At 36.4% G+C, this 13,107-nt stretch carries 8 protein-coding genes, 1 tRNA gene, 3 rRNA genes and 1 riboswitch; of the genes, 2 read left to right on the plus strand and 10 right to left on the minus strand.

Features of this window, described 5'->3' with window-relative positions:
- Positions 1 to 11: 11 nt before the first annotated feature.
- The 8 genes from yedF to TVTCOM_RS17150 form a co-directional block, all read right to left on the minus strand.
- On the minus strand, positions 12 to 623 hold the full coding sequence (gene yedF / locus TVTCOM_RS17115; RefSeq protein WP_434797464.1) for a sulfurtransferase-like selenium metabolism protein YedF: 612 nt from the start codon (positions 621 to 623) through the stop codon (positions 12 to 14).
- Between the two features lie 76 nt (positions 624 to 699).
- The gene (locus TVTCOM_RS17120; protein WP_434799763.1) at positions 700 to 1,455 is read right to left on the minus strand and encodes an acyl-CoA dehydratase activase; all 756 of its coding nucleotides are present in this window, start codon (positions 1,453 to 1,455) and stop codon (positions 700 to 702) included.
- 124 nt (positions 1,456 to 1,579) lie between these two features.
- Positions 1,580 to 2,749 carry a double-cubane-cluster-containing anaerobic reductase gene (locus tag TVTCOM_RS17125; protein ID WP_434797465.1) on the minus strand — a complete coding sequence of 390 codons (1,170 nt, stop codon included), beginning with the start codon at positions 2,747 to 2,749 and terminating at the stop codon, positions 1,580 to 1,582.
- A 230-nt stretch (positions 2,750 to 2,979) separates the two neighbouring features.
- Positions 2,980 to 3,096 (minus strand): 5S ribosomal RNA (rrf, locus tag TVTCOM_RS17130).
- 75 nt (positions 3,097 to 3,171) lie between these two features.
- Positions 3,172 to 6,070: ribosomal RNA gene (locus tag TVTCOM_RS17135) — 23S ribosomal RNA — on the minus strand.
- 144 nt (positions 6,071 to 6,214) lie between these two features.
- Positions 6,215 to 6,290 (minus strand) — tRNA-Ala (locus tag TVTCOM_RS17140).
- A gap of 109 nt (positions 6,291 to 6,399) precedes the next feature.
- A 16S ribosomal RNA gene (locus tag TVTCOM_RS17145) occupies positions 6,400 to 7,903 on the minus strand.
- The 16S, 23S and 5S rRNA genes sit together here with 1 tRNA gene alongside, the layout of an rRNA operon.
- A 439-nt stretch (positions 7,904 to 8,342) precedes the next feature.
- Positions 8,343 to 9,719: a hypothetical protein gene (locus TVTCOM_RS17150; RefSeq protein ID WP_434797466.1), complete on the minus strand. Its 1,377-nt coding sequence runs from the start codon at positions 9,717 to 9,719 to the stop codon at positions 8,343 to 8,345.
- 304 nt (positions 9,720 to 10,023) lie between these two features.
- Between TVTCOM_RS17150 and TVTCOM_RS17155 the strand changes: the two genes are divergently transcribed.
- Complete coding sequence (locus TVTCOM_RS17155; protein WP_434797467.1) at positions 10,024 to 10,806, plus strand: threonine/serine ThrE exporter family protein; 783 nt, start codon at positions 10,024 to 10,026, stop codon at positions 10,804 to 10,806.
- Positions 10,807 to 10,810: 4 nt separating this feature from the next.
- Positions 10,811 to 11,293, plus strand: a complete 483-nt coding sequence (locus TVTCOM_RS17160) for a threonine/serine exporter family protein (RefSeq protein ID WP_434797468.1) — start codon at positions 10,811 to 10,813, stop codon at positions 11,291 to 11,293.
- A 76-nt stretch (positions 11,294 to 11,369) separates the two neighbouring features.
- On the opposite strand, the gene TVTCOM_RS17165 is transcribed toward TVTCOM_RS17160, so the two are convergent.
- Together TVTCOM_RS17165 and TVTCOM_RS17170 are read right to left on the minus strand one after the other, a co-directional pair.
- Positions 11,370 to 11,801, minus strand: a complete 432-nt coding sequence (locus TVTCOM_RS17165; protein WP_434797469.1) for a SoxR reducing system RseC family protein — start codon at positions 11,799 to 11,801, stop codon at positions 11,370 to 11,372.
- Between the two features lie 142 nt (positions 11,802 to 11,943).
- Positions 11,944 to 12,133: riboswitch (cobalamin riboswitch) on the minus strand.
- Between the two features lie 57 nt (positions 12,134 to 12,190).
- A complete protein-coding gene (locus tag TVTCOM_RS17170; RefSeq protein ID WP_434797470.1) occupies positions 12,191 to 13,096 on the minus strand; it encodes a cation diffusion facilitator family transporter in 906 nt (301 codons plus the stop codon).
- Positions 13,097 to 13,107: the final 11 nt, after the last annotated feature.

Here is a 13,107-nt window from a genome sequence, read left to right on the forward strand (position 1 = left end):
GATTAAATTTATTACGGTCTAATTATATTAGTAGCTCCTGCTAATTCTTCTACTATAGAATACATATTAGTTACTTTACCAACTTGTAATTTATCTTGTAAATTATAGAAATTTAAGCAAGTTCCACAACTTAATATTTCAACACCATTTTCTTCTAGTACTTTTAAATCTTCTAATGAATCTGAACCTTCAGATGATAGTTTTACACCGCTATTATATAATAAAACAGCTTTTGGATATTTATCTAATTGAGTTATGGCATAAATAAATCCTTTAATAAGAACCTTTCCTAACTCTTCATCGCCTTCACCCATTTTATCGCTACTTAGTACTACTACCATTTTTTCTTCTTTTTCAACTGTACAAACAACTTCCTCAGTTAGCTCTTTTTCAGCAATTTCACCACATTCTATTTTTATAACATAATGTTTTTCACCTACTTTTTCAAAAGTAGATTCTAAATTCTTTTGATTAACCATTTTAGTTACATTTTGCACAGCTATTTCATTATCTACACTTACTTCAACAATAGCTGATTCAGTTAATCCATCTATTGCTTTTTTTACCTTAACCACTGGTATAGGACAATTATCTCCTATAGCATTTACTTTTACTATATTCATTCTTGCGCCTCCTATATATTGCATAATTTTATACTTGATTACACAAATTGATTTACATATTATAATTTATACAATCTTATTTAAATCCAATAATTGCAGCACCTAAAGCACCAATTATTTGAGCATCTCCTGCTATAAATATTTCTTTATTTAAATTCTTTTCGAGCATCTTAACTAATTCTTTACTTTGGGCTAAGCCTCCAGTAAAAGCTATAGTATCTTCTAACCTTCCTTTATTTAATATTGATGTTCCCTTATTAGCAATAGATTTTAATATACCTGCTGCTATATTTTCTTTAGGAATATCTTGGGCTAAAAGACTTATTATCTCTGATTCTGCAAATACGGTACACATGCTAGATATATTTTCAGGAGTAGCATCTTTTGCCAAGTCATCAATATTTTCTATATCACTTCCTAGTTTATTTGAAGTAACCTCTAAAAATTTTCCTGTACCTGCTGCACATTTATCATTCATTATAAAATTAACCACATTTCCACTATCATCAATATTTATAACTTTACTATCTTGTCCACCAATATCTAATATAGTTCTAATATTTTTATTCAAGAAAAAAATTCCCTTAGTATGGCAAGTTATCTCTGTAACAGTTTTGTCTACAAAATCCATACTAACTCGTCCATAACCAGTTCCAATTACCTTCTTTATTTTATCTCTATCAATTCCATCTGTCAAAATCTCATAAGCTTGCTTTGATGTTTGTTTAGGACTCCAACCTGTTGGTATAATAATCTTTTTTGCTACTTTCTCTCCATCAAATAATACAGCTTTTGTTGCGACAGACCCTGAATCTATACCTATACTATACATCTTCACTCAATTGACAACCTTTCTATTTATCTATTATTTATACAAACTTTTATATTGGTTATTATTTTCTATTATTCATATAAACCTTTATAATAACGTTTATTCTACATTATTTATATAAATCCTAATAAGCTTTTTTCTCATCTATCATCTCTATAAATGCTTCAAATCTTGTTCTTAATTGTTCTGTATCAGATTGAGAATAGTCAGTTTCAATAGCCATATAATGAATATTTTTATCATTAACTACAAATTCTTTTATTCTATTCCCTTCCACATTAAATGGATGACATGATTGAAGAGCCACATCTATTACTCCATCAATTTTAAACTCTTCTATTAGATCTCCTAATAATTCAATCCTCTTGTCATTATTCATCATACAAGCACAACCTATATTTAAGTACTTCTTAGCTAAAGCATCATAAACATCTGGATTACTTTCATCTACTAATTCTCTATTGTTTCTTATAGCTGAACATAGCTCATAAGCAACTATTGACCCACCAGACTCCTCTATAGTATTAATAATTTTATTTGTACATCCACCAATTGGAGATCCAGTAATTAATATTCTAGGTGCATCTTTTTTTACAGAGCACTCACCATTTTCATATCTTGTTTTAGTATCATCAATTATTTTTCTTAAATTTGATTTTAACTCATCCCTATCAAACTTAAATTGCGCTTGATAAGATACTTGATATAATTCCATTCCTGTTAAAGCAGAAGGTTCTAATTTCCCTAAATCATAGTACTCATTCAATAATTTTCTTTCTTCATTCTTATCTTTAATAGCTTCTTTTATATCATCTTCACTTATAGTAGTGTCTAATTCTTTTTCTAATACTTCTTTTAATAAAATTATTTCATCTTTCCAAAGATTAAACTCATGCTTTCCAGTTGCTCTATTAGGCATTTGCATTACATGAGTTGGTTTTACTTTACCTAACTCTTCATACATTTTCTTTTTACCATCACAAGTTGTCTCCCCGATAAGTAAATCAGAAAAATAGAAATATGGACATGTATCAGTTATTGCATGACCATAACTTGATTTTATTAAAGGACATAGATTTCTTGGCAGTATTTTTTCCGCTTCTGGAATCGCTTCCTCACTTACTCCACATACTCCTACTGGAACAGCTTTTGCTGCAATAGGTAACTCAGATGGTGTAAAACAACAAAATGTTCCTACCATTTTTCTTCCACTGTCTTTTACTTCTTTAGCTGCTAAGAATCCATCTTTTCTTGCTTGTGCAAAACTTTCAAATTGACTTGGTAAATTACTCATTTATATCCCCCTAAAATAATAATTTAGATTATATTCTTCAGTTTAAATCATCTTCATAGTATCAAATCTAAATATAAAAAACTATATTTATTGAAATTATTTATATAATCCACTTATTTATTATTTTTTTCTATAAATAAATTAAATTTAAAACTTACCACTATTTTCTTAAAAATAAAAAAAGATAAACTTTTATAAAATAAAGGTCTATCTTTTTACATAAAAAAATTACGTGGCTACGTGCTACTCTCCCAGGAGGTCGCCCCCCAAGTACCATCGCCGCTCAAGAGCTTAACTTCTGTGTTCGGAATGGGAACAGGTGTATCCTCTTTGCTATAATAACCACATAATCTTTATATTAAAGTATTAACTTTTGTTAGTACTTTCAAAACTGCTAACATTTAATGTTTCCATTATTTTTATTGGTCAAGTCCTCGACCTATTAGTATCAGTAAGCTACATATGTTACCACACTTCCACCTCTGACCTATCAACCATGTAGTCTTCATGGGGTCTTAACCTTACGGTGGGAAATCTTATCTTGAAGTAGGCTTCGCGCTTAGATGCTTTCAGCGCTTATCCTTTCCGTACTTAGCTACCCAGCTATGCCCTTGGCAGAACAACTGGTACACCAGCGGTACGTCCATCCCGGTCCTCTCGTACTAAGGACAGGTCTCCTCAAATTTCCTACGCCTGCGACGGATAGGGACCGAACTGTCTCACGACGTTCTGAACCCAGCTCGCGTACCACTTTAATGGGCGAACAGCCCAACCCTTGGGACCTACTACAGCCCCAGGATGTGATGAGCCGACATCGAGGTGCCAAACCTCCCCGTCGATGTGGACTCTTGGGGGAGATCAGCCTGTTATCCCCAGGGTAGCTTTTATCCGTTGAGCGATGGCCCTTCCATGCGGTACCACCGGATCACTAAGTCCGACTTTCGTCCTTGCTCGACCTGTATGTCTTGCAATCAAGCTCTCTTCTGCCTTTACACTCTTCGTACGATTTCCGACCGTACTGAGAGAACCTTTGAGCGCCTCCGTTACTTTTTAGGAGGCGACCGCCCCAGTCAAACTGTCCACCTGACAGTGTCCCACTACCTGATTCAAGGCAGCTGGTTAGAATCCCAGTACTACAAGGGTGGTATCCCAAGGATGGCTCCACACAGACTGACGTCCATGCTTCATAGCCTCCCACCTATCCTGTACATGTAGCACCGAGACTCAATGTCAAGCTACAGTAAAGCTCCATGGGGTCTTTCCGTCCTGTCGCAGGTAACCGGCATCTTCACCGGTATTACAATTTCACCCAGTCTGTTGTTGAGACAGTGCCCAAATCGTTACGCCTTTCGTGCGGGTCGGAACTTACCCGACAAGGAATTTCGCTACCTTAGGACCGTTATAGTTACGGCCGCCGTTTACTGGGGCTTAAGTTCACTGCTTCGGTTACCCTAACAGATCCCCTTAACCTTCCAGCACCGGGCAGGCGTCAGCTCCTATACATCGTCTTGCGACTTAGCAGAAACCTATGTTTTTGGTAAACAGTCGCTTGGGCCTATTCTCTGCGGCCATGTTTCCATGGCACCCCTTCTCCCTAAGTTACGGGGTCATTTTGCCGAGTTCCTTAACAACAGTTCTCTGGCTGGCCTTAGGATACTCTCCTCACCCACCTGTGTCGGTTTGCGGTACAGGCACCTTTAACCTCGATAGAGACTTTTCTCGACAGTGTGAAATCAGCTACTTCGCTACTAAATTTCGCTCCGCATCGTACCCCAGCATTATTCTAACGGATTTGCCTATTAGAACTGCCTCAATACTTGCCCGTACATAACCAACAGTACGGTTAGCTTATCCTTCTGTGTCATCCCATTTCTCAAACGGTTATTGGTGGTACAGGAATATCAACCTGTTGTCCATCACCTACGCCTTTCGGCCTCGGCTTAGGTCCTGACTAACCCAGGGCGGACGAACCTTCCCCTGGAAACCTTGGGTTTACGGCCTGTGGGATTCTCACCCACATCTCGCTACTCATGCCAACATTCTCACTTCTATACAGTCCACATCTCCTTACGGTAATGCTTCAATCCGTATAGAAAGCTCTCCTACCCATCATAAATGATGCCGTAGCTTCGGTAGTACGTTTTAGCCCCGGAAATTTTCGGCGCAGGATCACTCGACCAGTGAGCTATTACGCACTCTTTAAATGAGTGGCTGCTTCTAAGCCAACATCCTGGTTGTCTGTGCAATCCCACATCCTTTACCACTTAACGTACATTTAGGGACCTTAGCTGACGATCTGGGCTGTTGCCCTTTTGACTATGAATCTTATCACCCACAGTCTGACTCCCAAGTATAAGAATACGGCATTCGGAGTTTGATAGTCTTCGGTAAGTGCAATACCCCCTAGGACATTCAGTGCTCTACCTCCGCTTCTCTAAACCTTGAGGCTAGCCCTAAAGCTATTTCGGAGAGAACCAGCTATCTCCGGGCTCGATTGGAATTTCACCGCTATCCACAGGTCATCCCCGAGCTTTTCAACGCTCGTGGGTTCGGTCCTCCACGAAATTTTACTTTCGCTTCAACCTGCCCATGGATAGGTCGCCCGGTTTCGGGTCTACGTCAACTAACTAAACGCCCAGTTAAGACTCGCTTTCGCTGCGGCTCCACACCTTAAGTGCTTAACCTTGCTAGGTAACGTAACTCGTTGGCCCGTTCTACAAAAAGTACGCAGTCACACAAGTAATGTGCTCCTACAGCTTGTAAGTGTAGGGTTTCAGGTTCTATTTCACTCCCCTCCCGGGGTTCTTTTCACCTTTCCCTCACGGTACTATACGCTATCGGTCACTAGGTAGTATTTAGGCTTGGAGGATGGTCCCTCCTGCTTCCCACAGGGTTTCACGTGTCCCGTGGTACTCTGGATCATATCTATCGATTTCTTGTTTCAACTACGTGGCTTTTACACTTTATAGCGGAGCTTTCCAACTCTCTTCACTTACAATTCCTCAACTTTATGATATGTCCGCAACCCCAACAAAGAAAACTTTATTGGTTTGGCCTGTTCCGCGTTCGCTCGCCGCTACTTACGGAATCGAATTTCTTTCTCTTCCTCCGGGTACTTAGATGTTTCAGTTCCCCGGGTTCCCCTCGCATAGCTATGTATTCACTATACCATACTTAGACATTACTCTAAGTGAGTTTCCTCATTCGGAAATCTTGGGATCAAAGTTTACGTGCAACTCCCCCAAGCTTATCGCAGCTTATCGCGTCCTTCATCGGCTCCTAGTGCCAAGGCATTCGCCCTACACCCTTAATAACTTGACCAGTTATCAAAGTTTGATATTTTTAAAAGTTATCTTCTTTATATGATATATTTTTTAAGAAGTTTATCTTCTTCTTTTATAATGTCATATCACTAAATGTTATGCAGTTTTCAAAGTACTAAAGCACTTAACAAGTAAGTACAAATGGTGGAGATAAACGGGATCGAACCGTTGACCCCCTGCGTGCAAGGCAGGTGCTCTCCCAGCTGAGCTATACCCCCATATATTTTTCAACAAAATATATTATAATTACTTTGTCGAATCTTATCAATATTTTTTTGTAAGAGTTAAAGAACCCTCAAAATTAAACAGTAGGTTAATTCTCCCTAGAAAGGAGGTGATCCAGCCGCACCTTCCGATACGGCTACCTTGTTACGACTTCACCCCAGTTATTGATTTCACCTTCGACACTCGCTTCCCAAAGGGTTAGCTAAGTGGCTTCGGGCGCCCCCAACTTCCGTGGTGTGACGGGCGGTGTGTACAAGACCCGGGAACGCATTCACCGCAGCATTCTGATCTGCGATTACTAGTAACTCCAGCTTCATGTAGGCGAGTTTCAGCCTACAATCCGAACTGAGAATGGCTTTAAGGGATTAGCTCGGCCTCACGACTTGGCTGCCCTCTGTACCACCCATTGTAGCACGTGTGTAGCCCTAAGCATAAGGGGCATGATGATTTGACGTCATCCCCACCTTCCTCCAGGTTATCCCTGGCAGTCCCTCTAGAGTGCCCAACTTAATGCTGGCAACTAAAGGCAAGGGTTGCGCTCGTTGCGGGACTTAACCCAACATCTCACGACACGAGCTGACGACAACCATGCACCACCTGTCACTTCTGTCCCCGAAGGGAAAAATGCGATTAGGCATCGGTCAAAAGGATGTCAAGCTTAGGTAAGGTTCTTCGCGTTGCTTCGAATTAAACCACATGCTCCGCTACTTGTGCGGGTCCCCGTCAATTCCTTTGAGTTTCACTCTTGCGAGCGTACTCCCCAGGCGGAGTACTTAATGCGTTAGCTGCGGCACCGAGGGGGGTAACCCCCGACACCTAGTACTCATCGTTTACGGCGTGGACTACCAGGGTATCTAATCCTGTTTGCTCCCCACGCTTTCGTGCCTCAGTGTCAGTTACAGTCCAGAAAGCCGCCTTCGCTACTGGTGTTCCTCCTAATATCTACGCATTTCACCGCTACACTAGGAATTCCACTTTCCTCTCCTGCACTCAAGTTTCCCAGTTTCAAGAGCTTACTACGGTTGAGCCGTAGCCTTTCACTCCTGACTTAAGAAACCACCTACGCACCCTTTACGCCCAGTAAATCCGGATAACGCTAGCCCCCTACGTATTACCGCGGCTGCTGGCACGTAGTTAGCCGGGGCTTCCTCCTCAAGTACCGTCATTATCTTCCTTGAGGACAGAGTTTTACGACCCGAAGGCCTTCATCACTCACGCGGCGTTGCTGCATCAGGCTTTCGCCCATTGTGCAATATTCCCCACTGCTGCCTCCCGTAGGAGTTTGGACCGTGTCTCAGTTCCAATGTGGCCGATCACCCTCTCAGGTCGGCTACTGATCGTCGCCTTGGTAAGCCGTTACCTTACCAACTAGCTAATCAGACGCGGGTCCATCTCATACCGCCGGAGCTTTGATAAGAAATCCATGTGAATCTCTTATATTATCCTGTATTAGCATACCTTTCGGTATGTTATCCATGTGTATGAGGCAGGTTACCCACGCGTTACTCACCCGTCCGCCGCTCTTCTCCGAAGAGAATCGCTCGACTTGCATGTGTTAGGCACGCCGCCAGCGTTCATCCTGAGCCAGGATCAAACTCTCAAATAAAAGTTGTCCAATTGCTCAGCTAATCATTATCTGAATATCTGGCTTGGTTTGTTTGTTGTTTTAGTTTAATTCTTAAAGAATTAATTTATTGTTAACCTACTGTTTAATTTTCAAAGTTCTTTGCTTGTTTCAACTTCTTTATTCTACCAAAGCTGTTTTTCTTTGTCAATACTTTATTTATCTTTTTATTCTTCAAGTAATTAAGTATTTTGCTTCTTTTTGAAGACAAGTATAAGTTTATCATTATTAAAATATATTGTCAACGACTTTTTTTATATTTTTATTATTTATTTTTTTTATATAATTATTCTTTGTAAATACTTACATTTATAAAATCTTCTCTACATATTACATATAATTTTCTAATTATTTATATAGACACAAAAAGACTGCAAGATAAAATCAAGCAGCCTTTGTCTATTTTATAATATAACTTTAGTTATAGCAAGAATATGGCAACTATAGTTGTTACTACAAATCCAATCATAATAGGTATAAAATTTCTTTTACCTAATTCTATTGGGCTAACTCCACAAATAGCTGCTGCTGCAACAAGTGACCAAGGAACTAAACATCCGCCCCCTACCCAAATTGCTGCTATTTGCCCTAAAGCTGTAAGAACAGCTACATTTGCATGAATTGCATTACCAAATACTAAGGCTAAAGAACCTGCCAGCGACATTCCTGAAAATCCAGAACCATCAAGCCCTGTAATACCACCAACAACTGTTTCAATTCCTGCCGCTGCGACTTTATTAAAAGGTACTGCATTTGATAAAGCCATACCAATATCAGATAGTAAACCTTGAGATCCTTTTGCTAAAACATCCCCAAACACTGTTGTCACTGATGCGTCCCCCAAGTAGAAAAATGCTGCTATTGGTATTATTATTGCAAAAATACTTATAGCAAAACCAAATCCATGAATTATATGTTGACCTACTTTGTCTAAACATTCTTTAGGACTACTTAATGCATTTACAAAAATTAATAATGCTACTGATGTTCCTCCAAGTAGAGCTGTTGCATCTCCACCTTTTAAGTCAAACATATACATTCCTACTATATCTAATATGAAAGCTACTGACACAACAAATACAGAAAGTTTTGCTTTTGGTCCAACTTCTTTAATTTCTACTTCTGATTCTCTAGCCACTGCTAATTCCTGATCAAACATACCTCTTTTCATATCTCTTTTTAACATATAAAATGCTACTGCTATTGTTACTATTGCCATGATCCAATATAGTGGCATCCCTTCCATTATAACTGATTGTACTGGTATACCTGCTGCACCTGCAGTTATACTTGGCGCCCCCTGAATCACAAAATCAGTAGATAAAGCTAATCCATGTCCAAATAAGTTAATGGCTACGGCTAACCCCATAGCTGGTAATCCTGACCTAATTGCTATTGGTAGGAATATTGCACCTATTAATGCACATGCTGGTGATGGCCAGAAAAACCATGACATTAATAACATTGCTATACCTGAAACAAAAAATGCTGTTGTAGGGTTTTTTATTACTTTTGCAAATGGCTTTACCATAAAATCTATGGCATGATTTTCTTCTAGTGCTTTAGATAAGGCTACCATAATTCCTATGATTAGTATTATGCCCCCAAGTTCATTAAGTGCTACAACAAAGGAATTAAAAACTCCATTGAGTGCTCCTACAAAGTTTCTCGTAAAGAATAGTCCTAGGAAAAATATGCCTAGTACACAAGGTACTACGCTTTCTTTTTTCAAAATCATAGTAATCAAGATTATTACCATGAAAATGATGTAGATATAATGTGCGCCTGTCAAAACCATAATAAATTTCCCCTTTTCCACGATAAGATAATAACATTATATGATTTATCAAAATAAAGTGTTCATAATATATTCTTTTACTTATTTATATAAATCTGTAATTTTTGTCATATTTACATAAATAAATTTGTTGTTTATTATTTAAAAATATATAATTTAAAGTTAAAAAGAAGGAATATCCTATGTGTCTTAGAATATAATTTATGGTTGGCGTAAAATTTTTAAATAAAAATACAAATGATATAACTATTTTAAATTATTTTTGTTATAATCGTTTTATTATTATTTTAATAGGAGGAGCTTTATGAAAAGGGAATTTCAAATTAGCTACAAGAAAGAAATCCTTCGATTTGCCTTACTACTGGGAGAGCAAATGCTTATTAACGGCGCAGAAACTGCTAGAGTTGAAGATAGTGTCCTAAGAGTTTGTAAATCAAGAGGATTTAAACATGTCAATGTTTTTACTACACCAACTTGTGTAATAATATCAGACGAAAAATTTGATGGTCTTACCTTTATGAAGACTATCTCTAAAAGAACTATTAACCTTACTAAAATAGATAGATTAAATGATATATCTAGAGATTTTGTTCAAAATGAAGATATTGATCCATTGGAAGCTATCGGTAGGTTGAGAGAAGTTGATACAGTAAAAGATTATAACCAATTTGTTTATTTCATCGGTACTGCAATGGCTTCCGCATCATTTGCTTACTTAATAGGTGGTACTAGTGTTTTAGATTTTGTCCTTACATTAATTATAGCTACCATAGGAGTTATTATTTATAACAAAACACTAAAACTAAACCAAATACCTTTTTTTGCAACACTAATAAGTTCCTTTTCCATAGCTGTTCTTGGTAATTTATTAGTTCAATATGGTATAATTGAAAATTCTACCTCACTAGTAGTTGGTTCTATCATGCCACTTTTACCTGGGGTTTCTTTTATTAAAGGACTGAGGGATTTAATTTCTGGTAATTTAATTGCTGGTGTATCAAGAATTGTTGAGTCATGTTTAATTGCTACGGCCATAGCTGTTGGCGTAGGTGTTGTACTTGACTTAACTATTAGGTTTGGAGGTTAGTCAAATGAGTTTATTTAATTTATTAGAGAATTTCTTTTTCTCATTTTTAGCTACTGTAGGATTTTCAATATTCTTTAACTCTCCTATAAAATCTTTAATTCCAGCAGGAGCTATTGGTGGTATAGGATGGACAGTTTATATTATATTATTTAATTTTTCTGGAAATGCTATTTTAGCAAACTTTTTTGCCGCTGCGTTAATTTCACTTCTTAGTGAGGTATTAGCTAGAAAGATGAAGTATCCTGCTATTATATTCGTTATACCAGGTATTTTACCTTTAATCCCAGGATTAGGGCTTTATAATACCATGTTATCTTTAGTTGAAGGAAGATATACAGATGCCATATCAATTGGTACTAATGCTTTATTTGTAAGTGCTTCAATTTCTATGGGTGTATTATTTATTACATCTTTGGTTAAGACTTACTATATAATTCTTTTTAAAATTAACAATAAAAAACTGCAGTTAAAAAAGCTTATAAAGTAGTTTTTTATATAAAATATTAAAATAAAAAGAAGCATTTTATATAAAATGCTTCTTTTTATTTTAAATAATTTTACTCTTATTCTATTATTTTAGTTATTTTAGGTATATATTGTCTACTTTGCTTAAATTTATTATCATTTCTTTTCAATAATAAATAAGATATACCAGTACAAATTAAACCCACTACTCCACTTATAACCTCAATAGAGCCTGAGAATTTAATTAAATTTAATATATAATATGTTAATATTGTTCCCACAAGTAAAAACATTAAAGGAACTAAATAGGCAAGCATTGTAGCTTTAAGTACCTTTACACTTTCCATACTAACTTCTACACGATCTCCTTTTTTGGCTCCTATAAAGTTATCTACTTCTACTACTAAGTCCTGACATTCTGACGATAATTTACTGCATTTTCCACAAGATGCACAAGCCGAATGACGTTGCATTATCATTTTTGCAGTTCTATTATCCACAATGTCTATAATAAATCCCTGTTGATTCATGATTTCATCTCCTTCGTATAGAACCTGAACTAGAGAATAAGTTATTACTCTTTCATAAAAAAACTTAATTTTTTATCTATAATATGTTCCGTTAATACCTATTTATTAATAACCCATATTACAGTATTTCTCTCACACCCGAAAGATCATGTACTTTTAGGCAGGTCTCCTGACTTAAAATCACCCTACTTACTTCTCCTTCCCATTTTACCAGTGGAGTTAAAGCTCTCCAAAGCTCTAAGTTTTCGTCATTATCACAGTAGCGGGGGCTGCTGTGGATTTTCACCACATTCCCTTTTAAGCCATTTGGCACCTTGAATAATATACTCATTCTCTAGTTAAATGCATATTTTACTATGCACTTTAATTATAAAATATAATTTTTTTTTCTACAATAGGTTTTCCTTTTTATAATAAGGTTCAACATGAATTATGACTTGACAGCTTGGATTGATTTTATTTTTAATCTCTCTTTCTATATTATGAGAAAGACTATGTGCCTCTTCAGTAGTTGTATTCGCATCAATCATAATATGCATATCTACATACATATCATTTGAACTTCCTCTGCTTCTTATTTTATGAATATTTTTTATCTCACCAAAAGAATTTAATATTTCAATAATTTTTTCTTCTCCTACGACTGCTTTGTCCAATAATATGCCAATGGATTCTTTAAAAATTTCATAGGATGCTCTAAGTATAAATAAAGATATCACTATAGATATAATAGGATCTATAATTTGAGGTAAACCTAATCTGATTCCTATTAATGATACTAAAACGCCTACAGATATAAAAATATCACTCTTAGTATGAATAGAATCAGATATCAATATGAAACTTTTATATTCTTCACCTTTTTTTCTTTCATATATAGTAACAAAAATATTTATACAAATAGTTAATATTAATGAAATTAAACTTATTAATGTTATATTTAGCTCACTTGGATTTATAAATCGGCTAAATCCAGTAAATAAAGTTTTCAAACCTAAAAATAAAAGCATGCCTCCAATAAACAAACTGGCAATTATTTCAGATTTTTTGTGTCCATAAGGATGTTCTTTGTCAACTGGTATACTAGCTATAGTAATTCCAATCAATCCTACCACATTAGATAATCCATCAGATAAAGAATGAACTCCATCTGTACTTAAACTAGCACTATTTATCAAATAACCAACCATTATCTTCGTTACGGCTACTCCTAAGTTGGCAAATAAAATTATCCATAAAACAAACTTAACCTTTTTGTAATTTTCATTATTACTATAATCAATTTCACTTTCCATAAATATCCCCC

The organism is Terrisporobacter vanillatitrophus (assembly GCF_051148895.1).
Taxonomy (GTDB): Bacteria; Bacillota; Clostridia; order Peptostreptococcales; family Peptostreptococcaceae; genus Terrisporobacter; species Terrisporobacter vanillatitrophus.